Genomic DNA, 25,967 nt, shown 5'->3' on the forward strand with positions numbered 1-25,967 from the left:
GGGGTGGGCGGAAAGGCGTCGGCCGGGGCGGCGGGTCTCCCCACCGCCCCGGCCGACCTCAGGTCACCGGCTGCGCGTCACAGCGCTGCGCATCAGAGCGCGTCGGCGCCGCGCTCCCCGGTGCGGACCCGGACGACCTCGTCGATCGTCGTCACCCACACCTTCCCGTCGCCGATCTGCCCGGTCGAGGCGGCCTCGACGATCGCGTCGACCACCCGGGCGGCCTCGATCTCGCCGACCACGACCTCGATCCGCACCTTCGGCACGAAGTCCACCTGGTACTCCGCCCCGCGGTAGACCTCGGTGTGGCCCCGCTGGCGGCCGAAGCCCTGGACCTCGCTGACGGTGAGCCCGGCGATGCCGATCAGCTCGAGTGCGTTCTTGACGTCGTCGAGCTTGAACGGCTTGACGATGGCGGTGACGAGCTTCATGCCCGGCTCCCTTCCGTGTTGCGCGCCTCGGCGCGTGCCTGGCCGCCCAGGGGCGCGGTGCTGCCACCGCCGCCCAGGGAGGCGAAGTCGTACCCGGACTCAGCGTGCACCACGGTGTCGATGCCGGTCACCTCGTCGTCCTCGGTGAGCCGGAAGCCGATCGTCTTCTGGATGGCGAAGCCGATGATCAGCGTCACCACGAAGGAGAAGGCGAGCACCGCGAGTGCGCCGACGACCTGCCGCCAGAGCTGGTCGACGCCGCCGCCGTAGAAGAGGCCGTCGACCGCGGCCGGGGCCTCGGCGGTGGCCAGGAAGCCGATGGCGATCGTGCCCCACAGACCACCGACCAGGTGCACGCCGACGACGTCGAGGGAGTCGTCGTAGCCCAGCTTGAACTTCAGGCCGACCGCCAGGGCGCAGAGCACGCCGGCGATGACACCGACGACCAGCGCACCGATCGGGGACACCGCGGAGCAGGCCGGGGTGATGGCGACCAGGCCGGCGACGACGCCGGAGGCGGCGCCCAGCGAGGTGGCGTGCCCGTCGCGGATCTTCTCGATCAGCAGCCAGCCCAGGACGGCGGCCGCGGTGGCGGCCAGGGTGTTGACCCAGGCGACCGAGGCGGTGTTGTTCGCCGCGAGCGCGGAGCCGGCGTTGAAGCCGAACCAGCCGAACCACAGCAGCCCGGCGCCGATCATCACCAGCGGCAGGTTGTGCGGGCGCATCGGGTCGCGGCCGAAGCCCCGCCGCTTGCCGAGCACCAGCGCCAGGGCCAGGCCTGCGGCACCGGCGTTGATGTGCACCGCGGTGCCGCCGGCGAAGTCGATGGCCCGCAGGTCGTTGGCGATCCAGCCGCCGGTGACCTCGTCGCCGTCGAAGGCGAACACCCAGTGCGCGACCGGGAAGTAGACGATCGTGGCCCAGATGCCGGCGAAGACCATCCACGAGCCGAACTTGGCGCGGTCGGCGATCGCCCCGGAGATCAGCGCGACGGTGATGATCGCGAAGACGGCCTGGAAGCCGACGAAGGCCATGACCGGCAGGCCGCCCGCCTCGGTGGTGGTGTCCTCCATCAGGCCGGAGAGGCCGAAGAACTCCGCGGGGTCGCCCAGCAGGCCGGCGCCGACGTCGTCACCGAAGGCGACCGAGTAGCCGTAGAGGACCCACAGCACGCTGATCAGGGCCAGCGCGCCGAAGCTCATCATCATCATGTTCAGCACGCTCTTCGCGCGGACCATGCCGCCGTAGAACAGTGCCAGACCTGGCGTCATCAACAGCACGAGCGCCGCGCTGGTGAGGATCCAGGCGGTGTCGCCGGTGTTGACCACGGCAACCTCCTGAGGGTGTCGTCGGCCATCGGCCGCAAGCGGGGGCCCGGGGGCCTCGGGGTCGACCGCCGCCCGTGCGGGCGGCGGGTTGAGCCGGCGTCCCCACCGGGGGGTGACGCAGGGAGAACGGTGCCGACCTCGTGTTTCCGGATGCAGCGCGAACGTGTTTCGCGACCGTGAACTCCGCTGCGCGTGTCGGCGGGTTCTGTTCCAACCGTGTTGCCGACGCCACCGGACCCGGTCGGCGAGGACGGAACCGGGAGTTCACCGGAGCTTCTTGCGAACACTGTGCAACTGCCAAAGAGCTGCAATAGGGTCGAGCGGCCGGCGTCCCGACCGGACCGGCGCACCACCCGACGTCCCGGAGGTCTGCGTGCACGTCCCCGATGGCTACCTCGATGCGGCGACCACCGCGGGCACCGCGGCCGTCGCCGCAGCCGGCGTCGCCCTGGCCCTGCGGGGCTCCCGACGGGAGCTGGACGAGCGCACCGCGCCGATGGCCGGCCTCACCGCCGCCTTCGTCTTCGCCGTCCAGATGATGAACTTCCCGGTCGCCTACGGCACCAGCGGCCACCTGATCGGTGGCGCGCTCACCGCAGTGCTGGTCGGCCCGTGGACTGCGGTGCTGTGCATGACCGTGGTGTTGCTGGTGCAGGCGCTGGTCTTCGCCGACGGCGGGCTGACCGCGCTGGGCACGAACGTCACGCTGATGGGCCTGGTCGCGGTGGCGGTCGGCTACGGCGCCTTCGCCGGGCTGCGCCGGGTGCTGCCCGACGGTCGCACCGGGGTGCTCGCCGCGGCCGGCGTCGGAGCGTTCCTCTCCGTGCCCGCGGCGGCGCTGGTCTTCGCCGGGCTCTTCGGCCTGGGCGGGGTGGCCGACGTGTCGCTGGCCGCGGTCGCCGCCGCCATGGGCGGGGTGCACCTGCTCATCGGGCTGGGCGAGGCGGCCATCACCGTCGCCGTGCTCGGGGCGGTCCTCGCCGTCCGCCCGGACCTGGTCCGCGGCGCCCGGCACCTCACCCGGTCCGCCGGCACGCTGGCCCCGCGGCCGGAGGCCGCCGGCCGGCCCCGCACCCCCAACACCACCGCCCCGATGCCCCCGGCCCACCCCGCCGCCGAGCAGCCGGCGCTGATCCGGACGGACGCCCGATGACCGCCGCGCAGCACCGCACGCGCACCTTCCTGTTCATCGGCGTGGTCGTCGCGCTGCTGATCGCCGGGCTGGGCAGCTACTACGCCAGCTCCTCCCCCGACGGCCTGGAGGCCACGGCCGCCGAGCAGGGCTTCGACACCGCACAGGACAGCGCGGTCGCCGGCTCCCCGCTGGCCGACTACGGCACCGCGGGCATCGACGACGCCCGGCTCTCCGGTGGCCTGGCCGGCGTCGTCGGGGTGCTGCTGGTGCTGGTGCTGGCCGGCGGGCTCACCCTCGTGCTGCGCCGCCGCAACTCCACGGCCGACGACGAGCGGGCGGACGGCTCTGCCGCGGACGACGAGCGGGCGCCCACCGCCGCCCGCGGCTGAGGTGAGCGCCGGACACGCGCACGGCGGGCTGGGCGCGACCTACGTCCCCGGCGACAGCCCCGTGCACCGCCTGGAGCCGCACACCAAACTGGTCGCCGTCCTGGGCTTCGCGCTGGTGGTGGTGCTCACCCCGGTGCACGCCGGGTGGGCGCCGCTCGCGTACGCCGCCTTCCTGGGCCTGCTGCTGGTCGTCGCCGCCGTCGCCGGGGTGCGCCCCGGTCGGCTGCTGCGCGGCCTGGTGGTCGAGGTGCCGTTCGTCCTCTTCGCCGTGCTGCTGCCGTTCGTCTCCCGCGGACCCCGCACCGAGGTGCTGGGGCTCTCGCTGTCGGAGAACGGCCTGGCCGCCGGCGGCAGCATCCTGGCCAAGGCGACGCTGTCGGTGCTGGCCGCCACCCTGCTGGCCGCGACCACGGACCCGCGGGCCCTGCTGCGCGGGCTGGAGCGGCTGCGGATGCCGTCTGTGCTGGTGCAGATCCTCGGCTTCATGATCCGGTACGCCGACGTCGTCGGTGGTGAGCTGCGCCGGATGCGGGTGGCCCGCGAGTCGCGCGGCTTCCGCGCCCGGCACCTCGGCGCGCTCAAGGTGCTCGGCCCGGCCGCCGGGTCGCTGTTCATCCGCTCCTACGAGCGGGGCGAGCGGGTGCACCTGGCGATGCTGTCCCGCGGCTACACCGGCCGGATCCCGACCGGGCCGGTCGCGGTGGTCGGGTCGCGGTCGTGGGCGCTCGCGCTCTCGCTGCCCCTGGCTGCGGCCGCCGTCCTGACGGCGGGTTCACTGCTCGGGTGAGCACTCCCCCGCCGTCCCTCGTGGTGGACGACCTCGCCTTCGCCTACCCCGACGGGCACCAGGCGCTGTTCGGCGTCGACCTGCGGATCGCGCCGGGTGAGCGGGTGGCGCTGCTGGGCCCGAACGGGGCCGGCAAGACGACGCTGGTGCTGCACCTCAACGGGATCCTGCGGGGCGGGCGCGGGCGGGTGGAGGTCGGCGGCCTGCCGGTGACCGACCGCTCGCTGCAGGAGGTGCGCCGTCGGGTCGGGATCGTCTTCCAGGACCCCGACGACCAGCTGTTCATGCCCACGGTCGGCGAGGACGTCGCCTTCGGCCCGCGGAACCTGGGGCTGCCCGAACCCGAGGTCGCCCGGCGGGTGGCCGACGCGCTGGCCGCCGTCCGGATGGCCGACGCCGCCGACCGGCCACCGCACCACCTGTCCTTCGGGCAGCGGCGCCGGGTCGCCGTCGCCACCGTGCTGTCGATGCAGCCGGAGGTGCTCGTCCTCGACGAGCCGAGCAGCAACCTGGACCCGGCCGGGCGCCGGGAGCTCGCAGAGGTGCTCCAGTCACTGCCGGTGACGATGCTGATGGTCACCCACGACCTGCCCTACGCGCTGCAGCTGTGCCCGCGCTCGGTGGTGCTCGACGGCGGGGTCATCGTGGCCGACGGCCCCACCCGCGAGCTGCTGGGCGACCCGGCGCTGCTGGCCGCCCACCGGCTGGAGCTGCCCTTCGGCTTCGACCCCCGCGCCGTCGGCTGATCCGCGTCCCCCGGGTCCCCACGTCACGGAACCGCCAGGTTGCAGCCGGCTTCACCGTGGGTAGCCCGCACGGTCGGGTGAGGACGGCAGCCGGGGAGGAGGGGCCAGCGACGTGGCCGAGGGACGTCCGCCGTACCGGGTGAGCCGCGCCGGTCTGCCGGTGCCCGACTACGCCCAGGTGTTCGAGGCGGCGCCCGCACCGTTCCTGCTGCTGACCCCCGACCTGGTGATCGTGCACGCCAACCGTGCGCGGCGTGCGTCGACCGCCACCACGGTCGCCGAGAACGTGGGGCGGCACCTCTTCGACGCCTTCCCGATGAACCCCGACGACCCGGCCGCCGACGGGATGACCCGCCTGGCCGCCTTCCTCGCCGAGGCCCGCGACACCCGGCGGCCGGTGTTGATGCCGATCCAGAAGTACGACATCCGGATTCCCGACGGCAGCTACCAGGAGCGTTTCTGGAGCTCGCGGAACGTGCCGATCCTGGACGACGCCGGGCAGGTCGTGTTCCTGCTGCACCACGCCGACGACATCACCGCCTACGTCCGCGACCGCGACCAGGCACGCCGGGAGGCGGCTCGCGGACAGGACCGGGCGTCCCGTGTGGAGTCCGACCTGTTCGTCCGGACCCAGGAGCTGGAGCGGCTCAACACCCGGCTGCGCGAGGTCGGCGAGCGGCAGGAGCGCACCGCCGGTTCCCTCGCCGGGCTGGCGGCCACCGTCTCGGCGCTGGCCCGGGCCCAGACCACCCGCGAGCTGCTGGAGCAGCTCTTCCGGCACAGCTGCGAGGCGCTCGGCGCCGACGCCGCCGCCGTGTGCCTGGCCGAGCCGGGCGGTGGGCCGCTGCAGCTCACCGAGTGGCGCCGCGGCCGGCTGTTCACCGCCGAGCTGGCCGCCGACTCGACCCTGCCGATGGCCGTCGCCGCCGCCGGCTCCCCGCGGATCGTGCGCGACGCGACGCTGAGCGGCTGGTCGGACGTCGAGGCCACCCGAGTGGCCGAGGGCCTCGGCGTGCGGTCGTGGGCCGCGCTCCCGCTGCGCGCCGGTGGCCGGCTGCTGGGCTCGTGGACGGTCGGCTGGGCCGGACCCCGGGCCCTGGAGGACGAGGAGCTCCGCGTCCTGGACGCGTACGCGGCGCAGTGCGCGCAGGCGGTCGAGCGGGTCGCCCGGCTGGAGGAGGAGCGGCGGCGGGCCCGCGCGACCCGCAGCCTCTCCGAGGCCCTGCAGCGCTCGCTGCTCACCGCCCCACCCCAGCCCGACCACCTGCGGATCGGCGTCCGCTACCGGCCGGCCGCCCGTGAGGCCCAGGTCGGCGGGGACTGGTACGACGCCTTCCCGTCCCGCGACGGCGCGACCACCCTGGTCATCGGCGACGTCACCGGGCACGACCGGGACGCCGCAGCCGCCATGGGACAGCTGCGCAACCTGCTGCGTGGGGTCGCGCACGCGCTGGACGCGCCGCCCGCTCCGGTGCTGTCCGCGCTGGACCACGCCGTCCGCGACCTCGGCGTGGCCACCCTGGCCACCACGGTGCTGGCCCGGGTCGAGCAGACACCGGAGCAGGCAGCCGCGGGCGTGCGCACGCTGCGCTGGTCCAACGCCGGTCACCCGCCGCCGGTGCTGGTCCGCGCCGACGGGTCGACGCAGCTGCTGGAACGGCCCCGCAACCTGCTGGTCGGCGTCGACCCGGACACCCCGCGGACCGACCACGCGGTGGACCTGGCGCCCGGGGACACCGTCGTCCTCTACACCGACGGCCTCGTCGAGCGCCGGGACGCCGACCTCGACGACGGCCTGGACCGGCTGGTCGCGGCCGCCGCCGAGCTGGCCGGCACCCCCGTGGACCAGCTCTGCGACGCGCTGCTGGCCCGGATGGCGCCGGACTTCGCCGACGACGTGGCCCTGCTGGTGCTGCGCATCAGCCCCGGCTGAGCCCCACCCCCGAGGCATAGGAAGCTCTGCACCCGGTCTGAGCCACGAAACTGGGTGCAAAGCCTCCTGTGCCTGGGATGGAGCGGGGTCAGCCGACGATCGCCTCGGCGAATGCCTCCGGCTCGAACGGCGCCAGGTCGTCCGGCCCCTCGCCCAGCCCGATCAGCTTCACCGGGATGCCGAGCTCACGCTGCACCGAGACGACGATGCCGCCCTTCGCCGTGCCGTCGAGCTTGGTGAGCACCACCCCGGTGACGTGCACCGCCTCGGTGAACACCCGGGCCTGGACGACGCCGTTCTGCCCGGTGGTCGCGTCCAGCACCAGCAGCACCTCGTCGACCGGACCGTGCTTCTCCACGACCCGCTTGACCTTGCCCAGCTCGTCCATCAGGCCGGACTTGGTGTGCAGCCGGCCCGCGGTGTCGACCAGGACGGTGTCGACCTCGCCCTCGGTACCGGTGCGCACGGCCTCGAACGCGACGGCCGCCGGGTCACCGCCCTCCCGGCCGCGTACGGTGAGCACCCCCACCCGCTCGCCCCAGGTCTCCAGCTGGTCGGCGGCGGCGGCGCGGAAGGTGTCGGCCGCGCCGAGCAGCACGGTCTTGCCATCACCGACCAGCGAGCGGGCGATCTTGCCGACCGTCGTCGTCTTGCCCGCGCCGTTCACCCCGACCACGAGGACGACGGCGGGGCGGCCGTCGTGCCGGTCGGTGTGCAGCGTGCGGTCCAGGTCGGGCCCCAGGACGGCGGTGAGCTCGCGGACCAGCAGCTGGCGCAGGTCCTCCCCGGTCGCGGTGGCCAGCACCATGCTCTGGGTGCGCAGCCGGGACACGATCTGGGTGGTCGCGGCCACGCCGATGTCGGCGGCCAGCAGGGTCTCCTCGATCTCCTCCCAGTCGTCCTCGGTGAGCTTCTCCCGGCCCAGCACGGTGAGCAGCCCGCGGCCCAGCGAGGACTGCGACCGGGCCAGCCGGGACCGCAGCCGGACCAGCCGGCCCGCCGACGGCGGCGGGGTCTCGAAGACCAGCCCCGGCTCCGGCTCGGCCGGGGGCAGCTCGACCGGCTCGGCCACCGGGAGGTCGGCCGGGTCGACGGCGGTGGACCCGGTTCGCTCCGGCGCGGGCGCGGGCGCGGGCGGCGGGGTGGTCTGGGGCGGTCGGGGCCGGGTCAGCGTGGTGCCGGCCGCGGCGTCGTCGTCCAGCCGGGTGGTGCGCCGGCCCCGGCCGACGAGCAGGCCGACGGCGGACACCAGGCCGACGACGAGGATCGCGACCGCGATCAGCACGTACTCCACGAACTCCATGGGGGCAGTCTCCCAGCCGCGTCCGTACCGTTGCACAGCCTGATGGGGCACGCTGTCGCGCATGCCCGAGACCGCCGGCCCCGCTCCCCTCCTGCTGCTCGGGCCCCTGCTCCGGCACGTCGACCCGGTCTCGGCGACCGTGTGGGTCGAGACCGACCGGGCCTGCGAGGTGACCGTGCTCGGCCGCACGGCGCGCACCTTCTGCGTCAACGGCCACCACTACGCCCTGGTCGTGGTGGAGGACCTGGAGCCGGGCTCGAGCACCCCCTACGAGGTGCACCTGGACGACGTCCGGGTGTGGCCGCCGGCGCAGTCGCCGTTCCCGGCCAGCCGGATCCGCACCGCCGGCCGCCCCGGCCCGTTCCGCCTGGCGTTCGGCTCCTGCCGGTACGCCACCCCGACCTCGGTCGACGTCCGGGAGCAGATCCCGCCGGACGCCCTGGACGCCTTCGCCCGCCGGCTGCTGGGCATGCCCGAGGACGAGTGGCCCGACGCCCTGGTGCTGCTCGGCGACCAGGTCTACGCCGACGAGATCACCCCGGCCACCCGCACCTGGATGGCGGCGCGGCGTGACCTCGACGAGCCGCCGGGCGCCCAGGCGGCGGACTTCGAGGAGTACACCCGGCTCTACGCGGAGTCCTGGAGCGACGCCGAGGTCCGTTGGCTGATGTCGACCATCCCCTCGTCGATGGTCTTCGACGACCACGAGATGATCGACGACTGGAACACCTCCGCCGCCTGGCGGGCCGAGGTCACCCCCACCGACTGGTGGAAGCGCCGGATCTGCGGCGGGCTGGTCACCTACTGGATCTACCAGCACCTGGGCAACCTGTCGCCGCGGGAGCTGGCCGAGAACGACACCTGGCAGGCGATCCAGGCCTCCCCCGACGAGGACGCCGGGCCGATGCTCGACGAGATGGCCCGCGCCGCCGACGAGGAGCCGCTCACCGTGCGGTGGAGCTACGTCCGGCACTGGGGGCCGGCGCGGCTGGTCATGGTCGACACCCGGGCCGGCCGCGCGCTGGAGGAGGCCGACCGGAAGATCGTCGACGACGAGGAGTTCGCCTGGGTCGACGCCCAGGTCACCCAGGCGGTGGCCGACGGCGTCGACCACCTGCTCATCGGCACGTCGCTGCCGTGGCTGCTGCCGCACGCGGTCCACGACATCGAGCGGTGGAACGAGACGCTCTCGGTGCGGCACCACGGCCGGCTGCTGGGCCGGCTGATGGAGAAGCTGCGCCAGGCCGCGGACCTGGAGCACTGGGCCGCGTTCGAGCAGTCCTTCGAGCGGCTGGGCCGCACGCTGCTGGAGGTCGGGCGGGGCGAGCGGGGCCGGCCGCCGGCGACCGCGCTGGTGCTCTCCGGCGACGTCCACCACGCCTACGCCGCCGAGCTGGTCAACCCGGGCGGGACGGAGAGCCGGATCCACCAGCTGACCGTCTCCCCGCTGCACAACGCGGCCCCGCACGCGATCGAGATCGGCTTCAAGCTCGGCTGGAGCCGCTGGGCGCGCGGGCTGACCGGTGCGATGACCCGGCTGGCCCGCGTGCGCCCGAGCGCGCTGCAGTGGCGCAAGCATGCCGGGCCGTTCTTCGGCAACGAGCTGGGCGAGCTGGTGCTCGACGGCCGGGACGCCCGGTTCCTGCTGTGGGCCACCTCCCGGGACGAGGACGGCACCGAGCACTTCACCCAGGTGCTGGACACCCGGCTCTCGGCAACGACCCGCTCATCGGCCACGCTGGGGGCATGACCGAACGCGCGCCCCTCCCGGTCCGGCTGGTCACCTTCAACGTGCACCACGGCGTCGGGGACGACGGCCGGCACGACCTGCCCCGGCTGGCCCGGTTGCTCGCCGACGTCGACGCCGACCTGATCTGCCTGCAGGAGGTCGACCGGCGCTTCGGGCCGCGCAGCGAGGGCGTGGACCAGGCCGAGCTGCTGTCCCGGGCGCTGGAGATGGACCTGGCCTGGGGGCCGGCGATCGACGCACCCGGCCCGGCGGGCAGCGAGGACGGCGGTGACCGGCGGCAGTACGGCAACGCCCTGCTGTCCCGGCTGCCCCTGCTGGCCACCGAGGTCCACCCGCTGCCCGGTGGGGGCGAGCCGCGCAGCGCGCTGCGGGTCCAGGTCGGGCTGACCGATGGCGCGCTGTGGGTCACCACCACCCACCTGTCCAGCGGTTCGGCGGCCGACCGCGCACGGCAGGCGGCCGCGGTGACGGAGCTGCAGATCGCTGCTCCGGGGGTGCTGGTCGGTGACCTCAACGCCGACGCCGGCGCACCCGAGCTGGCGGCGCTGCGCGAGCGGCTCTCCGACGCCTGGCAGCAGGCGGCCGCCCGCAGCGACCAGGGGGGCCGGCTCTCCCTGCACCGGGAGGCCGGGCTCACCCACCCGGCCCGCCGGCCACGGGTGCGGATCGACCAGGTGTGGGTGACCGGCGGTGTCTCGGTGGCCGACGCGCGGGTGCTCGACGGCGCCGGCACGTCCGATCACCACCCGCTGCTGGTGGACCTGCTGGTCACGCCCGAGCGCTGAGGTCCACCCCGCGCGGACCGCAGGAGCCGGGTCAGACGGGCTGCGCCTCGCGGAGGCGCTGGCTGATGACCCCGGTGATGCCGTCGCCGCGCATGCTGACCCCGTAGAGCGCGTCGGCGATCTCCATGGTGCGCTTCTGGTGGGTGATCACGATCAGCTGCGAGGTGCCCCGGAGCTGCTCGATGAGCGTGATGAGCCGGCCCAGGTTGACGTCGTCCAGCGCCGCCTCGACCTCGTCGAGCACGTAGAACGGCGACGGCCGGGCCCGGAAGATCGCGACCAGCAGCGCCACCGCGGTCAGCGACCGCTCGCCACCGGACAGCAGCGACAGCCGCTTCACCTTCTTGCCCGGCGGGCGTGCCTCGACCTCGACGCCGGTGGTGAGCAGGTCCTCGGGGTTGGTGAGGAAGATGCGGCCCTCACCGCCGGGGAACAGCGTGCCGAAGACCTGCTCGAACTCGCGCTGGGTGTCGGCGAACGCCTGGGCGAACACCTCGTGGATCCGGGCGTCGACCTCGCGGACGACGGTCAGCAGGTCGCGGCGGGTGGTCTTCAGGTCGTCCAGCTGGGTGGCGAGGAAGGTGTGCCGCTCCTCCAGCGCCGCGAACTCCTCCAGCGCCAGCGGGTTGACCTTGCCCAGCGCCGCCAGGTCGCGCTCGGCGCGGGCGGCCCGGCGCTCCTGCGCGGCCCGGTCGTAGGGCACCGGCTCGGGTTCGGGCTCACCGGCCGTCTCGGCTGCGGCCACCTCGGCCTGGCTCGGGGGCACCTCGGCGGCGGGGCCGTACTCGGCGACCAGGGTGGGCAGGTCGACGCCGTACTCCTCGGCGGCCCGGGCCTCCAGCGCCTCGATCCGCAGCCGCTGCTCGGCGCGGGCCACCTCGTCGCGGTGCACCTCGTCGGTGAGCCGGTCCAGTTCGGCGGTGTGCTCGCGCACCCGGGCGCGGACGGCCAGCAGCTCCGCCTCCCGGCCGGTGCGGGCCTCGGCGAGCGCGTCGCGTTCGGTGGCGGCCCGGGCCAGCGACGTGGTCAGCGCGGTCAGCGCGTCCTCCGCCCCGGCCCGCACCCCCGCGGCGACGCGGGCCCCGCGCTCGCGGGCCGCGCGGGCGGCGGCGGCCCGTTCCCGGGCGGCCCGCTCCTGCCGCGCCTGCCGGCGCAGCGACTCGGCGCGGCCGGACAGCGATCGGGCCCGCTCCTCGGCGGTGCGCACCGCCAGCCGGGCCTCGGTCTCGGCCTGCCGGGCCGCGGTGGCCTCCGCGCGCAGCCGGTCCCGCTCCTCGGTCGAGGGCTCCTCGTCGACCGGCGCGGCCTCGGCGGCGGCCAGCCGGTCCGCCAGCTCGGTCAGCCCGGCGACGGCCTGCTCGTGGGCCTGCTCGGCCCGCACCCGCGCGGCGTCCAGCCGGTCGGCCTCGGCGACGGCCGAGCGGGCGGCGGCACCGAGCTCGGCGAGCTCCGCCGCCGCGACCGACCGGGCCCGGTCACCGGCCTGGCGGGCGGTGAGGGCGGCGTCGACGTCGGCGGAGCGGTCGGTGGCCACCTGTCGGGCCACGGCGAGCTGTTCGGCGAGCTCGGCGGCGGCGATGCTGGCCGCCTCGAGGGCGGCGGTGGCCTCCTCGACCCGTGCGCGCACCTCGAGGCCGGAGGGGGCGTTGGCCTGCCCACCGGTCGCCCAGTCGGCGCCGAGCAGGTCACCCGCGCCGGTGACCGCCCGGACGCGCGGATGGGTGCGCACCAGGGCCACGGCGGCGGGGAGGTCGGCGACGACGGCCACCCGCTCCAGCGCACGGGCCAGGGCCGGCCCGAGCTCGGCGGGCGCCTGCACCAGGTCCAGGGCCCAGCGGGCGCCGGCGGGCAGCTCGGGCCAGCCGTCGCGGGAGACTGGCGGGAGCCCCCCGGTGACCAGCAGCCCGGCCCGGCCACCGGCGCCGTCGGCCAGGTGGGCGAGCACGTCGGCCGCCTCGGCCACCCCCGCGACGACGACGGCGTCGGCCAGGCCACCGAGCGCGGCGGCCAGCGCCACCTCGGCGCCGGGGGTCACGGTGAGCCGGTCGGCGACCGGGCCCAGCACGCCGGGCAGCCCGGCATCGAGCACGGCGGCGGCTCCGTCGGCGGGGGCCAGCCCGAGGGCGAGGGCGTCGCGGCGGGCCTGCGCGCCGGCCCGGTCACGCTCCGCGGCGCGCTCGGCGGCGGTGAGATCGGTGACGGCGCGCACCGCCTCGCGGTGCGCGGTGACCGCCGCCGCGTGCGCCTCGGCCAGGTCGGTGTCGTCGCCGGCGTCGTCGGTGAGCTCCTCGCGCCGGCGGGCCAGCCGCTCGGCCGCGGCCTCGGCCCGCTCGGTCGCCTCCGCCGCGGCCGCGGCGAGGCGCTCGGTCTCCGCCTCCCCGGCGGCGGCGCGGGAGCGGCCGGCGGCCACCTGGCCGGAGAGCCGGGCCAGCTGCTCACGCCGGTCGGCGAGCGCCCGGGCGGCGGCGACCAGCGCCCGCTCGGCGTCGGCCAGCGCGGTCTCGACGTCGCTGCGGACGGCGACCGCGGTGGCGAGCCGGGCCCGTTCGGCGTCCAGGGAGGCGCCGAGCTCGCGCTCGGTGGTCTCGACCCGGTCGGCCTCCGCGTCGAGCTGCTCGGGGTCCCGGCCCGCGGGGCCGGCCGGGGGCGCGGCGGAGAGGTGCCGGTGCCGCTCGGCCGCCAGCTGGGCGACGCTGCGGAACCGCTCCCCCAGGGTGGACAGCCGGTACCAGGCCTCCTGCGCGGCGGCCAGCTGCGGTGCGTCGGCGGCCAGCTGCCGCTCCAGCGCCGACTCGGCGCGGGACGCCTCGGCGAGCGACTGCTCGACCACCGCCCGCCGGGCGCGCGCGGCGGTCTCGTCGGCGACGTCCTTGTCCAGCGCGTCGCGCAGGCCCACGAGGTCGTCGGCGAGCAGCCGGAGCCGGGAGTCGCGCAGGTCGGCCTGCACCCCGGCAGCACGCCGGGCCACCTCGGCCTGCCGGCCCAGCGGCTTGAGCTGGCGGCGCAGCTCCGCGGTCAGGTCGGTGAGCCGGTCGAGGTTGGCCTGCATCGCGTCGAGCTTGCGGAGCGCCTTCTCCTTGCGCTTGCGGTGCTTGAGGACCCCGGCGGCCTCCTCGATGAAGGCGCGGCGGTCCTCCGGGCGGCCGGAGAGCACCGCGTCGAGCTGCCCCTGGCCGACGATGACGTGCATCTCGCGGCCGATGCCGGAGTCGCTGAGCAGCTCCTGGACGTCGAGCAGGCGGACCTTGTCGCCGTTGATCTCGTACTCGCTCTCCCCGGAGCGGTACATGCGGCGGGTGATCGACACCTCGGTGTAGTCGATCGGGAGCGCGCCGTCGGCGTTGTCGATGGTGAGCGTCACCTCGGCCCGGCCCAGCGGCTGGCGGCCGGCCGTGCCGGCGAAGATGACGTCCTCCATCTTGCCGCCGCGCAGGCTCTTGGCGCCCTGCTCGCCGAGCACCCAGGCGATCGCGTCGACGACGTTGGACTTGCCCGAGCCGTTCGGGCCGACGACGGCGGTGATGCCCGGCTCCAGGCGGAGCGTCGTCGGCGACGCGAAGGACTTGAAGCCCTTGAGCGTCAGGCTGGACAGGTGCACGGTGAAACCCTAGCTCCGGCCGACGACGGAAAGCCGCTGCTGGAACGGCCTCGCCGCAGGGCACCGCCCCGAGCGGAGCGAGGGGTGGGAGGCGGCGAGGTCCTTCTTCAGGCCAGGGCGGGGGCGGCCGACTCGTCGGCCAGGGTGAGCAGCTCGCGGGCGATCACGTTGTCGCGCTCCTCGCGGAGGACGGCGAGCTCCTCCTCCAGGCGGCGTACCCGCGCCCGCAGCGCGGCGTTCTCCTGGGCCATCCGGAGCTCGTGCGGAGCGACGACGGAACCGAACAGGGCCTTGGCCATGACTGAGCGGCCTCTCACTGACAGGAGGTGGTTCCCCGTGCACCGACGAGGCGGTCTGCACGGGCTGGTCGTCTCAGGGTGACACCCGTCTCGACCTGGGTCAACGGATGCACTACCGCCTCACCGTGTCGGGTGGATGTCGCCTTGGTCACCCCGTGGTGAAGCCGTGCACGCCCCGCACCACGTCGTCCCGCGCCTGCACGCCGCGCACCGTGCCGGGGGCGTCCGCGCCGTCCAACCCGGCCAGCACCGCCGCGACGTCGTCGGCCGGCCCCTCCAGCACGACCTCCACCCGGCCGTCGGGCAGGTTGGTCGCCGAACCGGCCAGGCCCCGGGCGGTGGCCGCGCGGTGCACGAAGAAGCGGTAGCCGACGCCCTGGACCAGGCCGTCGACGAGCGCGACCACCCGCCGCGCGCTCATGCGCGCCGCCGGGGACGCGGCTGGCACTGCGGGCAGCTGTAGCTGGACCGGTTCATGAACTGCTCCCGGACGACGGCGGTGCCGCACCGCGGGCAGGGCCGGTCCTCCTGCCCGTAGACGGCCAGGTGCCGGGAGAAGTAGCCGCTCTGCCCGTTGACGTCGACGTAGAGCGAGTCGAACGACGTGCCGCCCTGCGCCAGCGACTCTCCGAGCACGTCCCGGATGCCCTCCAGCAGCGCGCCGACCTGCGGGCGGGTGAGCTTGTCGGTGGGCCGGGCACCGTGCAGCTGGGCGCGCCAGAGCGACTCGTCGGCGTAGATGTTGCCCACCCCGCCGATGAGCGTCTGGTCCAGCAGCGCCCGCTTCACCTCGGTGCGGCGCCGGCGGAGGGCGGCGGTGAACGCCGCCTCGTCGAAACCGGGGTCCAGCGGGTCGATGGCGATGTGCGCGAGACGGGGCGGCAGCCGGTCACCGGTGGTCTCCTCGACGGCCAGGCCGCCGAAGGTGCGCTGGTCGACGAAGCGCAGCTCCCGGCCGCCGTCGGTGAACCGGAAGCGGGCCCGCAGGTGCACCTCGTCGGGCTCGCTGCGCTTCTCCACCAGCAGCTGGCCACTCATCCCCAGGTGCGCCACCAGCGCCCGGTCGGCCGGGACGCCGTCGGCTCCGGCCAGCGGCAGCCACAGGTACTTGCCGCGCCGGTGGGCGGCGGTGAACGTGGCCCCGGTCAGCGTGGCGACGAAGTGGTCGACGCCCTCCAGGTGCCGGCGGACGGCGCGGGGGTGGTGCACCTCGACGGTGGCGACGGTGCGGCCGGCCACCCAGCGCTCCAGCCCGCGCCGGACGACCTCGACCTCGGGGAGCTCGGGCACTCAGACCCCCGTCTCGCCGGCTGTCCCGCCTTCGGGCCCCGGCTCGGCCGACAGGGCCCGCCAGGCGGCCTCCGCGGCCTCCTGCTCGGCGGCCTTCTTGGTGCGGCCCGAACCGCGGCCGCGGGCGGCGCCGGCCAGCAGCACCGACGCGGTGAACGTCTTGGCGTGGTCGGGGCCCTCGTCCTCGACCTCGTAGACCGGTGCGCCCAGCCCCTGCGCGGCGCCCAGTTCCTGGAGGCTGGTCTTCCAGTCCAGGCCGGCACCGCGGGTGGCCGACTCGGCCAGCAGCGGGTCGAACAGCCGGTGCACGATCGAGCTGGCGACGTCCAGGCCGCGGCCGAGGTGGATCGCGCCGATCAGCGCCTCGAGGGCGTCGGCGAGGATCGAGTCCTTCTCCCGGCCGCCGGTGGTCTGCTCACCGCGGCCGAGCAGCAGGTGCGGACCGATGCCACCGTCGCCGAGGGAGCGGGCGACCTTGGCCAGCGAGGTCATGTTGACCACCGACGCCCGCAGCTTGGCCAGCTGCCCCTCGGGCAGGTCGGGGTGGCTGCGGTAGAGCTCGTCGGTGACGACCAGGCCGAGCACCGAGTCGCCGAGGAACTCCAGGCGCTCGTTGGTGGGCAGGCCACCGTGCTCGTAGGCGTAGGACCGGTGGGTCAGCGCCAGGGTCAGCAGGTCACCGGGGAGCGAGACGTCCAGCGCGTCGGCCAGCCAGCGGGCGGCCTGGACGGCGTGCGTCCCACCGGTGGGGAAACCGCCACCGGCGTCCACCGCCGACGGCTGCACGGAGCCGTCGGCGGTGGACGCCGGTGTCGTGGTCGAGCTCGCCACGCGGGGAGCGGTTGCGGAGCTGGTCAGACCGCGAGGGTCTGACGGCCGTCGTACTGACCGCAGGTCGGGCAGGCCTGGTGCGGCGGCTTGAGCTCGCGGCAGGCCGGGTTCTGGCAGGCGGCCAGGGTGGGGGCGGTCGTCTTCCACTGCGAACGGCGGGACCGGGTGTTCGCGCGCGACATCTTCCGCTTCGGGACGGCCACGTCAGTTCTCCTCTGGGTCGGTGCGGGCGGACCCGGACTGGGACCCCTCCGCGGTGTCGGTCAGGTTCGCGAAGCGGTCGGCCAGACCGGCGAACCGGGGGTCGATCACCTCGTGCGAGTGGTCGGCGGGCAGGTCGTCGAGCCGCTCACCGCAGTCGACGCACAGCCCCGCGCAGTCGGGCGTGCAGGTGGGCGACAGCGGCAGGGTGAGCACCACGGTGTCGCGGACCAGAGGCGCGAGGTCGATCGCGTCACCCTCGATCCGGCGCACCTCGTCCTCGGCGCTGGTGGCCTCGGTGGTGCTGCCCTCGTAGGCGTACAGCTCCTGCACGTCCAGGGTCAGGGTGTCCGAGAGCGGCTCCAGGCAGCGGGCGCACTGGCCGGTCACCGGGACGTCGACCTCGCCGGAGACGAGCACGCCCTCCATGACCGACTCCAGCCGCAGCCGCAGCTCGACCGGCGCGCCTTCGGGGACGCCGATCATCTCCACACCCCAGCCCCCGGGGGCGGGCAGCGTCTTGTCCCACTCGCGCAGCGAGCCGGCGCGGCGGCCCAGCTCACGGAGTTCGACCTTCCACGCCTTGGCGGCGGCCCGCTCCGCGGCGGTCGCGGCGGGGTCGCCGGCAGGACGCCGGGCGTCGGTGGACGCGGCGTCGGAGCGGCGGGCGGAGGCAGCAGGCATGTCAGTACTCGTCGTCGTCGGTGTGGGGTGCCGGCACGGCCCCGCGCGGACGGCGCGGGACGGCACGGAGCCGGACAAGCGTCCAGCCTACCCGATCCTCGGCGGGCACCCGCCGGGCGCCGGGGCCGGGGCAGCCGTCAGGAGGACCTGAGGTTGCTGCGTGCCTGCTCGACCGAACGTGCCATGTGGGCGAGGGTGTTCCCGAAGTCGGCGAGCCGGGTGTCGACGTACTCGTCGACCTCGGCCCGCATCCGGGCCACCTCCGCCACCGTCTGGGCGCCGAGCTCGTCGGCGCGGGCGACGGCGGTGCGGTAGACCTCGGTCTCGGTGAGCAGCCGCTCGTTCTCGGCGACGCCCTCGGCGACCAGCTGCTCGGCCTGCGCCCGCCCCTCGGCGACCAGCTGGTCGCGCAGCCGCTCGGCCTCGGCGACGACGGCCTCGGCCTCGGCCTCGGCGCGGGCCAGCAGGTCGTCGGCCTGCTCGCGGGCCTGGGAGAGCAGCTCGTCGCGCTGCCGCCGGGCGGTGCCGACCATCTCCTCGCGCTGGCGGCGCGCGGCGGCGACGACCTGGTCGCTCTCGCTGCGGGTGCGCCCGGTCAGCCGCTCGGCCTCGGCCTGCGCCTGCTGGAGGATCTCGGTGCGCTGCTCGACGATCGCGCCGGCGGCGTGCACCTCCTCCGGGAGCGTCTCGCGCAGCTCGTCGAGCAGGTCCAGCAGGTGGTCGCGCGGGACCATGCAGGAGCCCGACATCGGCACGCTGCGGGCGTTCTCGATCACCGTGGTCAGCTCGTCCACGGTCTCGTAGAGCCGGTACACGACCTCGGTCATGCGGATGCCTCCCCTGCCCGGGCCACCAGCCGGTCGTTGACGGCCTTGGGGACCAGTGACGAGACGTCGCCGCCGAACCTGGCGATCTGCTTTACCAGGCTGGAGGACAGGTGGCCGACCTGGGGTGCGGTGGGCACGAACAGCGTCTCGACGCCGGCCAGTTCGCGGTTCATCTGCGCCATCTGCAGCTCGTACTCGAAGTCGCCGACGGCACGCAGCCCCTTGACCACCACCGGCAGGTCGTTCGCCGTGCAGTAGTCGACCAGCAGGCCGGAGAAGCTGTCGACGACGACGTTCGGCAGGTCGACGACGGCTTCACGCAGCAGCGCCATCCGCTCGTCGACGTCGAACAGGCCTGCCTTGCCCGGGTTCACCAGCACCGCGACGACCAGCTCGTCGTACAGCGCGGCGGCGCGGCGGATGACGTCGACGTGGCCGTTGGTGACCGGGTCGAACGAGCCGGGGCAGACCGCGCGCCTCACAACGAGCGACCGTACCGGAGCACGGCCTCGCCGTAGCGCCGATCGCGCAGCCCGGTGATCGGTGTCGGCCACTCGAACGGCGCGTCCCGGCTGGCGCGCTCGACCACGACGACCGCCTCCGGGGCCAGCCAGCCGCCGTCGGCCAGGGCACGCAGCACGCCGAGCACCTCGGCGTCGTCGATGGCGTAGGGCGGGTCGGCGAGCACCAGGTCGAACGCGGCCGGGGCCGGCCCGGCGACCACGGCGGTCACCTGCCCCTGGACGACGCGCGCGCCGGGCAGGCCCACGGCCTCGACGTTGGCGCGGAGCACCGGCAGCACCCCGGCCCCGGACTCCACGAACACCGCCTCCGCCGCCCCGCGGCTCAGCGCCTCCAGGCCCAGCGCGCCGGTGCCGGCGTACAGGTCGAGCACCCGGGCGCCGTCCAGGTCGAGCAGCGAGTTCAGGGAGTTGAACAGCCCCTCGCGGGCACGGTCGCCGGTGGGCCGCACCCCGGCCCGCGGCACCTTCAGCCGCCGCCCGCCCGCGGTTCCCGCGATGATCCGCGTCATAGGTGTCCCCCCACCCCTGGCCCGGTCCAGAGGCTCACCCCGAGCTCGCGAGGGGTGAGGGGGACCGGGTCCTTCAAGCCTTCTCCAGGTAGTCGGCGCGGTCGTCCAGCGCCAGGGCGGCGACCGCCGCGGCGAGCTCCGGGTGGTCGGCGAGCCCGCGGCCCTCCTCGACCAGCCGGGTGGCCTCCACCCGCGCCTCGGCGATCAGGTGCTCGTCGTCGAGCAGCGACAGCAGCCGCACCCCCGACCGCCGCCCGGACTGCGCAGCGCCGAGCACGTCGCCCTCCCGGCGGGTCTCCAGGTCCAGCCGGGCCAGCTCGAAGCCGTCGGTCGTGGCGGCGACCGCGGCGAGCCGCTGGCCGGTGGCCGAGGTGGCGGGCGCCTCGCTGACCAGCAGGCACAGCCCGGGGTGCTTGCCGCGCGCCACCCGGCCGCGCAGCTGGTGCAGCTGGCTGACGCCGAACCGGTCGGCGTCCATCACCACCATCACCGTGGCGTTGGGCACGTCGACGCCGACCTCGACGACGGTGGTGGCGACCAGCACGTCGACCTCGGCGGCCGCGAAGGCCCGCATCCGGGCCTCCTTGTCCTCCGGGGTCATCCGGCCGTGCAGCACCTCGACCCGCAGCTGCGCCAGTGGCCCGGCGCGCAGCTCCTCGGCGACGTCGAGCACCGCCAGCGGTGGTCGACGGTCGCTGCCGCCCTTCTCGTCCTCGGGCGGGGCGCCGTCCTCGCCGCCGGGGCCGTCGTCCTTCTCACCGGGGAGGTCACCGATGCGCGGGCAGACGACGTAGGCCTGCCGCCCGGCGGCGACCTCCTCGCGCACCCGCTCCCAGGCGCGGTCGAGCCAGCTCGGCTTCTCCCGGACCGGCACCAGCGAGCTGGACACCCCGCCGCGGCCGGCGGGCAGCTGGCGCAGCGTGGAGGTCTCCAGGTCGCCGTAGACGGTCATCGCCACGGTGCGCGGGATCGGGGTGGCGGTCATCACCAGCACGTGCGGCGGGCGGTTGCCCTTGGCCCGCAGCGCATCGCGCTGCTCGACGCCGAACCGGTGCTGCTCGTCGACGACGACGAGCCCCAGGTCGGCGAACTCCACCCCCTCCTGCAGCAAGGCGTGCGTGCCCACCACGATGCCGGCGCTTCCGTCGGCGACCGCGGCCCGCGCCTCGCGCCGGACCGCGGCCTTCTGCGAGCCGGTGAGCAGCACGACCCGGGTGCCGGCCGGGTCGCCGTCCAGCTCGCCGGCCCGACCGAGCGGACCGAGGACGGCGGCGAGGCTGCGGGCGTGCTGGGCGGCGAGCACCTCGGTGGGCGCCAGCAGCGCGGCCTGCCCCCCGGCGTCGACGACCTGGGCCATCGCCCGCAGCGCGACGACGGTCTTGCCCGAGCCGACCTCGCCCTGCAGCAGCCGGTTCATCGGCTGCTCGCGAGCGAGCTCCGCGGCGAGCTCCTCCCCCACCTCGCGCTGCCCGTCGGTGAGCGCGAACGGCAGCGCGGCGTCGACGGCGTCGAGCAGGCCACCGGCGCGGCGGGGGCGGGCGATCCCGGGCTCGAGCGCGGCGGCGCGGCGGCGGCCGGCCAGGGTGGCCTGCAGCACCAGCGCCTCGTCCCACTTGAGCCGCTCGTCGGCGGAGTCGACCTGCTCCTGGGACTCCGGGCGGTGCTTCCAGCGCAGCGCGGTGGCCAGCGGCACCAGCCCGTGCCGCTCGCGGACCGGCGCGGGCAGCGGGTCGTCGAGCGCCTGCTGCAGGGAGCGCTCGTCGTCCAGCAGCAGCTTCACCGACTTCTGGATCACCCAGCTGGAGACGTCCTTGCTGGCCGGGTAGATCGGCACCAGCGCCCGGGCCCAGTCGTCGTCGTCCCCGGTGATCACGTGGCAGTCGGGGTGGGTGAACTGCAGGTCGCCCTGCCACTTCCCGACGCTGCCGGCGAACAGCCCCCAGGCGCCGACCTCGAGGTGGGCGTGCCGGTGGTTGAAGAAGACCAGCCGCATGCTGCCCGCGCCGTCGCCGACGGTGACCTCGGTGATCGTGCCGCGGCGCTGGCGCATCGGCCGGCTGCTGACCTTCTTCACCTGGGCGAGCACGGTGACCCGGTCGCCGACCTGGAGGTCCTCCAACCGGCTCATCTCGCCGCGGCGCGCGTACCGGCGCGGGTAGTGCCGCAGCAGGTCGCGGACGGTGTGCAGCGAGAGCTGGTCGGCCATCGCCTTCGCCGTCTTCGGCCCCACCACCTTGCCCAGCGGGGTGTCCATCGCCAGCGCCACGTCACTCCACCCCGACCACTGTCACTCCACCCCGACCAGCAACGGGAGCGCACCCTCGCCGCCGGCGTGGCGCAGCACCTCGACCGTGGGGTGCACGGCGGCCAGGTGCGCGCACACGGCGTCGCCGAGCGCCTCGTCGCCGGCGACGACGGTGGTCAGCTCACCGCCGGCGGAGAGCAGCCGGTCCAGCAGCTCGGCGGCGACGGCGGCCTGGTCGACACCGATGACGACGACGTCGCCCTCCGCGCTGCCCAGCACGTCACCGGCGGAGCAGCGGCCGGCCGAGGTGAGCGCCTCGTGCTCGGCGACGGTGACCTCCGCCCAGCGGGTGGCGGCAGCGGCCTCGGCCATGGCGATCACGTCGTCGCCGAACCGGCGCGCGGGGTCGGCGACGGCGAGCGCGGCCACGCCTTGCACCGCCGAGCGGGTGGGGACGACGACGACGTCGCGCCCCTCCGCCCGGGCCCGCTCGGCCGCCCGCGCCGACACGGCGGTGACCTCGGGGTGGTTGGGCAGCAGCACGACCTGCTCGGCGCCGGTGCCCAGCACCGCGGCCAGCACCTCGTCCTCGACGACGGCGTCGACCGGGGCGGTGAGCACGGTGACCCCCTCCTCGGCGGCGAAGAGGTCGGCCAGGCCGGCCGAGCAGGCCAGCGCCACCACCGCGCGGACCCCGGGCGCGGCCGCCGGCGGGCGCACCGGGGCCAGCGGGGTGACCGCGATGCGGTGCGGTCGGCCGGCCTCGATCCCGGCCTCGATCGCCGCACCGACGTCGTGCACGTGGACGTGGACGTTCCACTCCCGCCCGCCGGGGGTGTCGACGCCGACGACGACCAGCGAGTCACCGAGCGCCGCCAGCCGGTGCTGCAGCGCGGTGACGGCGGCCTCGTCGGAGTCGGCCAGCAGGTACTGCACCTCGCTGCCGGGGCCGGCGGGGGGCTGGCCGACCAGCGGTGCGGGAGCGGCCCGGTGCCGGTGCGGCCGGCCGGCGAGCGGCGGGCGCGCCGGGACCTCCCCGGTGACCGTGCCGACGAGCGCGTCCAGCACCAGGCACCAGCCGGCACCGCCGGCGTCGACCACCCCGGCGTCGCGGAGGACGGCGAGCTGGCCGGGGGTGGCCTGCAGCGCGGTGCGTGCGCCGTCGGCGGCGGCCCGGACGACGTCGGGCAGCGCGTCGCGCCCGGCCTCGACCTCGGCCACGGCGGCGTCGGCCCCGGCGCGGGCGACGGTGAGGAAGGTGCCCTCCTCGGGGTCGGCCACCGCGCCGTAGGCGGCCCGTGCCGCGGCGGCGAGGGCCCCGGCGAGCACCGGGCCGTCGACCCGCGGGGCACCGGCCAGCCCGTCGGCCAGGCCGCGCAGCAGCTGGGCGAGGATCGCGCCGGAGTTGCCGCGGGCGCCGAGCACCGCGCCACGGGCGAACGCCGTCCACGCCGGTTCACCGGCCGCCGTCGTCAGCTCGGCCCGACCCGCCTCGGCGGTCAGCAGCAGGTTGGTGCCGGTGTCGCCGTCGGGCACCGGGAAGACGTTGAGCTCGTCCAGCCGGCTCCGGGAGGCGGACAGCGTCTGGACGACGGCGGCGCTCCACCGGCCGACCGCCGCGTCGTCGAGCACCTGCAGCACGGACGGGAGGGTACCGGCGCCCACCGACGGGAGCTGTTCCCACGCTCCCCGGGCTCCGGCCGTCCCGGCCGGTCCGACGGCCGCTGCGGGGACCGGCTACAGTGGTCTCCAGTCTGCGTGTGGGTACCCGTGTGCCCGTGTCCGAACGACCTCGCTGCAAACGACTTACGTTGAACGACTTCTGGGAGTGATCCACCGTGGCTGCCGTGTGCGATGTCTGTGGCAAGGGGCCCGGTTTCGGTATGTCGGTGTCGCACTCGCACCGCCGCACGCCGCGCCGTTGGAACCCGAACATCCAGTCCGTGCGGGCTGCGCTCTCCGGCGGTGGCCGGCAGCGCATGAACGTCTGCACCTCCTGCATCCGCGCGGGCAAGGTCGTCCGGGGCTGACACCCCGGAACTGATCGCCCCCGGCTCCGGCCGGGACACCAGACCCCGGAGGTCCTCGTGACCTCCGGGGTCTTTCGTGTGCCCGTCGACCCCCCGTGGGTTCGGCGGGGCCGGGTCAGCGGCCGATGCCCCGCGCCCGCGCGGCGGTGACGACCAGCTCGACGACGGTGTCGTGCGGCAGCTCGGTGCTGTCCACCACCAGGTGGTAGTGCCGCGCCTCGGCCGGGTCGCACCGGTAGAAGTGCCGCACGTAGGCGGTCCGGGCGGCGTCGGCGGCGTCCCGCTCCCGGCGCACGTCGTCCTCCGGCCCGCCCCGGTGGGCCAGCGCGGCGGCCAGCCGCCGGTCGGGGTGCCCGTCCAGCCGCACGTGCAGCACGTCGGGGCGGTCGCGCAGCACCATCGCCGCCGCCCGGCCGAGCACCACACCCCCGGCGCCCTCGGCGATCTCGGCCAGCACCCGCTCGGTCTGCACCCGGTAGGCGCGCTCGTCGGGCAGCGTCGAGGTGGGCAGCACCCCGCCGACCGGGTCGGGCATGGTGCCCAGCGAGGTGACCAGCCGCCACAGGCCCCGGGTGATCGTCTCGTCGTTGGCCTCCGCCTCGGCGACGGGGACGCCGAGGCGGCCGGCGACCTGGGCCGGGATCACCCGGTCGTGGAACGGCAGCCCGAGCCGCTCGGCGACGGCGGGGGCGATCTCCGCCCCGCCCGCACCGAACGACGCCGACACCGTCACGACGCCCATGCGTCCTCCCCACCCGTTGCGTCCCCGCGGACCGGGGCCAGGTCCTTGCCGAGGAACACCGCCTCCGGGGAGTCCGCGTACATGCCGTAACCCATGACGGGCGTGTAGCCGTGCCGCGCGTACAGCGCCAGCGCCTCGGGCTGCCGGTCGCCGGAGTTGAGGAGCAGGTGCCGGTGCCCGGCATCGGCGGCGGTGCGCTCGAGCTCGGTGAGCACCCGGGCGGCCAGCCCGCGGCGCCGGAACGCCGGCTCCACGTACATCCGCTTCAGCTCGACGGTGCCCGACGCCCGGTCGTGCACCCGCCAGCCGCCGCACGCCGCGGGCACGCCGTCGACGTCGGCGACGAGGAACAGGCCCTGCGGCGGTGCGAACTCCGCAGGGTCGACGACCGCGCCGTCCCGGCCGCCGTAGCGGACCACGTACTCCTGCTGCACCCGCTCGATGAGCTGCTGGGCCACCGGGTCGGCGTAGCCGACCGTGCGCAGCCGCACGCCCTGCTCAGCCGAAGTGGACATGTCCGGCCCCCTCCCCCAGGTCGGCGGCCACCTGCGCGGCGGGCACGCCGTCCACCTCGACCCCGGACGCGTCGTCGTGCACCCGGCCGATGACGGTCCAGCCCTCCGGCAGCGCCGCGGTGGGCGGGAAGGTGGCCACCAGGGCATGGTCCTCGCCGCCGGTGAGCACCCAGCCCAGCGGGTCGCCCCCGAGGGCGGCGGCCACCTGGGGCAGGGGGCCGGTGACGAAGGCGGCGAGCGTCGCGCGGTCCAGGTCGATGCCCACGCCGCTGTCGGCGGCCAGGTGGCCGGCGTCGGCGAGCAGCCCGTCGCTGGTGTCGCACATCGACGTCGCCCCGGCGTCGGCCGCGGCCGGGCCGGCGGCGTAGGGCGGGGTGGGACGGCGGTGCGCGGCGATGGCCGCGGCCGGGGCGCGGAAGCCGCGGCGCAGCACCGCCAGCCCGCAGGCCGACCAGCCGAGCCGGCCGGCGACGGCGACGACGTCCCCGGGGCGAGCGCCGTCGCGGCGGACCGGGGCGCGCCCGCCCAGGTCGCCCAGCGCGGTGACCGACAGGACGACCGACGACGAGTCCGGGGCGCTGGCCACGGTGTCCCCGCCGACGACCGCGGCACCGAAGGGCGCGCACTCGGCCGCCATGCCGTCGGCCACGCCCTCCAACCAGACCGCGGGGGTGTCGGCGGGGCAGGCCAGCCCGACCAGCAGCGCGGTCGGGACGGCGCCCATCGCGGCGACGTCGGCGAGGTTGGCGGCGGCGGCCTTGTGCCCGACGTCCTCGGCGGAGGACCAGTCGCGGCGGAAGTGCCGGCCCTCGACCAGCACGTCGGTGCAGGCCACGACCCGCCCGTCCGGGGCGCGCAGTACCGCGGCGTCGTCCCCGGGGCCGACCTCGGCCACCCGGGCGGAGCCGGAGCGGGCGAGCACCCGGGCGATCAGCCCGAACTCGCCGACCACGCCGATGGCGTCGGCGGGATCGGGTCGGGGCACCAGCGGCCGGGGGCGAGTCACCGGGCACCTCCTGCCGCTGGGGTACGTTGCCGGTCGGTCTGCCGTTCGGCAGGCTCGTTCCGCCCCCAGCCGTTGCCGA

26 protein-coding genes are annotated in these 25,967 nt (G+C 75.7%); 8 read left to right on the top strand and 18 right to left on the bottom strand.

Going from position 1 to position 25,967, the window contains the following annotated elements:
- Window positions 1-92 precede the first annotated feature (92 nt).
- Together JD78_RS12005 and JD78_RS12010 are read right to left on the bottom strand one after the other, a co-directional pair.
- The gene (locus JD78_RS12005; RefSeq protein WP_153362027.1) at window positions 93-431 is read right to left on the bottom strand and encodes a P-II family nitrogen regulator; all 339 of its coding nucleotides are present in this window, start codon (window positions 429-431) and stop codon (window positions 93-95) included.
- A complete protein-coding gene (locus tag JD78_RS12010) occupies window positions 428-1,759 on the bottom strand; it encodes an ammonium transporter (RefSeq protein ID WP_153362028.1) in 1,332 nt (443 codons plus the stop codon). Before JD78_RS12010 ends, JD78_RS12005 begins: the two co-directional genes overlap by 4 nt.
- 373 nt (window positions 1,760-2,132) lie before the next feature.
- Here JD78_RS12010 and JD78_RS12015 point away from each other — a divergent pair, with 373 nt between their 5' ends.
- The 5 genes from JD78_RS12015 (at window position 2,133) to JD78_RS12030 (ending at window position 6,749) form a co-directional block, all read left to right on the top strand.
- The gene (locus JD78_RS12015; protein WP_194290552.1) at window positions 2,133-2,912 is read left to right on the top strand and encodes an energy-coupling factor ABC transporter permease; all 780 of its coding nucleotides are present in this window, start codon (window positions 2,133-2,135) and stop codon (window positions 2,910-2,912) included.
- Window positions 2,909-3,283 (top strand): PDGLE domain-containing protein, encoded by a 375-nt coding sequence (locus tag JD78_RS21770; RefSeq protein ID WP_194290553.1) that lies wholly within the window; start codon window positions 2,909-2,911, stop codon window positions 3,281-3,283. Before JD78_RS12015 ends, JD78_RS21770 begins: the two co-directional genes overlap by 4 nt.
- Window position 3,284: 1 nt before the next feature.
- Window positions 3,285-4,070 (top strand): cobalt ECF transporter T component CbiQ, encoded by a 786-nt coding sequence (cbiQ, locus tag JD78_RS12020; RefSeq protein WP_153362029.1) that lies wholly within the window; start codon window positions 3,285-3,287, stop codon window positions 4,068-4,070.
- On the top strand, window positions 4,067-4,816 hold the full coding sequence (locus JD78_RS12025) for an energy-coupling factor ABC transporter ATP-binding protein (protein WP_153362030.1): 750 nt from the start codon (window positions 4,067-4,069) through the stop codon (window positions 4,814-4,816). The genes cbiQ and JD78_RS12025 overlap by 4 nt, the downstream gene beginning before the upstream one ends.
- Before the next feature lie 112 nt (window positions 4,817-4,928).
- On the top strand, window positions 4,929-6,749 hold the full coding sequence (locus JD78_RS12030) for a SpoIIE family protein phosphatase (protein WP_208104088.1): 1,821 nt from the start codon (window positions 4,929-4,931) through the stop codon (window positions 6,747-6,749).
- Window positions 6,750-6,837: 88 nt separating this feature from the next.
- Here the strand turns inward: JD78_RS12030 and ftsY are convergent, their stop codons facing one another.
- Entirely contained in the window at window positions 6,838-8,052 is a 1,215-nt protein-coding gene (gene ftsY / locus JD78_RS12035) for a signal recognition particle-docking protein FtsY (RefSeq protein WP_228395372.1), read from the bottom strand.
- A gap of 61 nt (window positions 8,053-8,113) precedes the next feature.
- Between ftsY and JD78_RS12040 the strand changes: the two genes are divergently transcribed.
- Complete coding sequence (locus tag JD78_RS12040) at window positions 8,114-9,802, top strand: alkaline phosphatase D family protein (protein WP_153362031.1); 1,689 nt, start codon at window positions 8,114-8,116, stop codon at window positions 9,800-9,802.
- Complete coding sequence (locus JD78_RS12045; RefSeq protein WP_153362032.1) at window positions 9,799-10,587, top strand: endonuclease/exonuclease/phosphatase family protein; 789 nt, start codon at window positions 9,799-9,801, stop codon at window positions 10,585-10,587. The genes JD78_RS12040 and JD78_RS12045 overlap by 4 nt, the downstream gene beginning before the upstream one ends.
- Window positions 10,588-10,618: 31 nt before the next feature.
- Here the strand turns inward: JD78_RS12045 and smc are convergent, their stop codons facing one another.
- The 12 genes from smc to JD78_RS12105 all read right to left on the bottom strand — a co-directional run bounded on the left by smc (window position 10,619) and on the right by JD78_RS12105 (window position 23,236).
- The gene (gene smc, locus JD78_RS12050) at window positions 10,619-14,185 is read right to left on the bottom strand and encodes a chromosome segregation protein SMC (RefSeq protein WP_153362033.1); all 3,567 of its coding nucleotides are present in this window, start codon (window positions 14,183-14,185) and stop codon (window positions 10,619-10,621) included.
- A 107-nt stretch (window positions 14,186-14,292) separates the two neighbouring features.
- A complete protein-coding gene (locus tag JD78_RS12055; RefSeq protein WP_153362034.1) occupies window positions 14,293-14,484 on the bottom strand; it encodes a hypothetical protein in 192 nt (63 codons plus the stop codon).
- Between the two features lie 148 nt (window positions 14,485-14,632).
- Complete coding sequence (locus JD78_RS12060; protein ID WP_153362035.1) at window positions 14,633-14,905, bottom strand: acylphosphatase; 273 nt, start codon at window positions 14,903-14,905, stop codon at window positions 14,633-14,635.
- On the bottom strand, window positions 14,902-15,774 hold the full coding sequence (gene mutM / locus JD78_RS12065) for a bifunctional DNA-formamidopyrimidine glycosylase/DNA-(apurinic or apyrimidinic site) lyase (RefSeq protein ID WP_166521149.1): 873 nt from the start codon (window positions 15,772-15,774) through the stop codon (window positions 14,902-14,904). Before mutM ends, JD78_RS12060 begins: the two co-directional genes overlap by 4 nt.
- A complete protein-coding gene (gene rnc, locus JD78_RS12070; RefSeq protein ID WP_228395373.1) occupies window positions 15,775-16,605 on the bottom strand; it encodes a ribonuclease III in 831 nt (276 codons plus the stop codon).
- A 23-nt stretch (window positions 16,606-16,628) separates the two neighbouring features.
- Window positions 16,629-16,808 carry a 50S ribosomal protein L32 gene (rpmF, locus tag JD78_RS12075; RefSeq protein WP_153362036.1) on the bottom strand — a complete coding sequence of 60 codons (180 nt, stop codon included), beginning with the start codon at window positions 16,806-16,808 and terminating at the stop codon, window positions 16,629-16,631.
- Window position 16,809: 1 nt separating this feature from the next.
- On the bottom strand, window positions 16,810-17,490 hold the full coding sequence (locus JD78_RS12080; RefSeq protein WP_153362037.1) for a YceD family protein: 681 nt from the start codon (window positions 17,488-17,490) through the stop codon (window positions 16,810-16,812).
- 137 nt (window positions 17,491-17,627) lie between these two features.
- Window positions 17,628-18,317 (bottom strand): hypothetical protein, encoded by a 690-nt coding sequence (locus tag JD78_RS12085; protein WP_153362038.1) that lies wholly within the window; start codon window positions 18,315-18,317, stop codon window positions 17,628-17,630.
- Window positions 18,314-18,799, bottom strand: a complete 486-nt coding sequence (gene coaD, locus JD78_RS12090; protein ID WP_153362039.1) for a pantetheine-phosphate adenylyltransferase — start codon at window positions 18,797-18,799, stop codon at window positions 18,314-18,316. Before coaD ends, JD78_RS12085 begins: the two co-directional genes overlap by 4 nt.
- Window positions 18,796-19,350 (bottom strand): 16S rRNA (guanine(966)-N(2))-methyltransferase RsmD, encoded by a 555-nt coding sequence (gene rsmD, locus JD78_RS12095; RefSeq protein ID WP_153362040.1) that lies wholly within the window; start codon window positions 19,348-19,350, stop codon window positions 18,796-18,798. The genes coaD and rsmD overlap by 4 nt, the downstream gene beginning before the upstream one ends.
- A gap of 73 nt (window positions 19,351-19,423) precedes the next feature.
- Window positions 19,424-21,616 (bottom strand): ATP-dependent DNA helicase RecG, encoded by a 2,193-nt coding sequence (gene recG / locus JD78_RS12100; RefSeq protein ID WP_243731033.1) that lies wholly within the window; start codon window positions 21,614-21,616, stop codon window positions 19,424-19,426.
- A 21-nt stretch (window positions 21,617-21,637) separates the two neighbouring features.
- On the bottom strand, window positions 21,638-23,236 hold the full coding sequence (locus tag JD78_RS12105) for a DAK2 domain-containing protein (RefSeq protein ID WP_166521150.1): 1,599 nt from the start codon (window positions 23,234-23,236) through the stop codon (window positions 21,638-21,640).
- Window positions 23,237-23,442: 206 nt separating this feature from the next.
- On the opposite strand from JD78_RS12105, the gene rpmB reads away from it, so the two are divergent.
- The gene (rpmB, locus tag JD78_RS12110; protein ID WP_438861325.1) at window positions 23,443-23,625 is read left to right on the top strand and encodes a 50S ribosomal protein L28; all 183 of its coding nucleotides are present in this window, start codon (window positions 23,443-23,445) and stop codon (window positions 23,623-23,625) included.
- 115 nt (window positions 23,626-23,740) lie between these two features.
- On the opposite strand, the gene JD78_RS12115 is transcribed toward rpmB, so the two are convergent.
- From JD78_RS12115 to JD78_RS12125, 3 genes are read right to left on the bottom strand one after another with little or no spacing between them, the layout of a single operon-like run.
- Complete coding sequence (locus tag JD78_RS12115; protein WP_153362589.1) at window positions 23,741-24,367, bottom strand: cytidylate kinase-like family protein; 627 nt, start codon at window positions 24,365-24,367, stop codon at window positions 23,741-23,743.
- The gene (locus JD78_RS12120) at window positions 24,355-24,882 is read right to left on the bottom strand and encodes a GNAT family N-acetyltransferase (RefSeq protein WP_153362590.1); all 528 of its coding nucleotides are present in this window, start codon (window positions 24,880-24,882) and stop codon (window positions 24,355-24,357) included. Before JD78_RS12120 ends, JD78_RS12115 begins: the two co-directional genes overlap by 13 nt.
- Complete coding sequence (locus JD78_RS12125; RefSeq protein WP_243731034.1) at window positions 24,866-25,888, bottom strand: thiamine-phosphate kinase; 1,023 nt, start codon at window positions 25,886-25,888, stop codon at window positions 24,866-24,868. Before JD78_RS12125 ends, JD78_RS12120 begins: the two co-directional genes overlap by 17 nt.
- Between the last annotated feature and the right edge of the window lie 79 nt (window positions 25,889-25,967).

It is taken from the genome of Modestobacter roseus (assembly GCF_007994135.1).
Taxonomy (GTDB): Bacteria; Actinomycetota; Actinomycetes; order Mycobacteriales; family Geodermatophilaceae; genus Modestobacter; species Modestobacter roseus.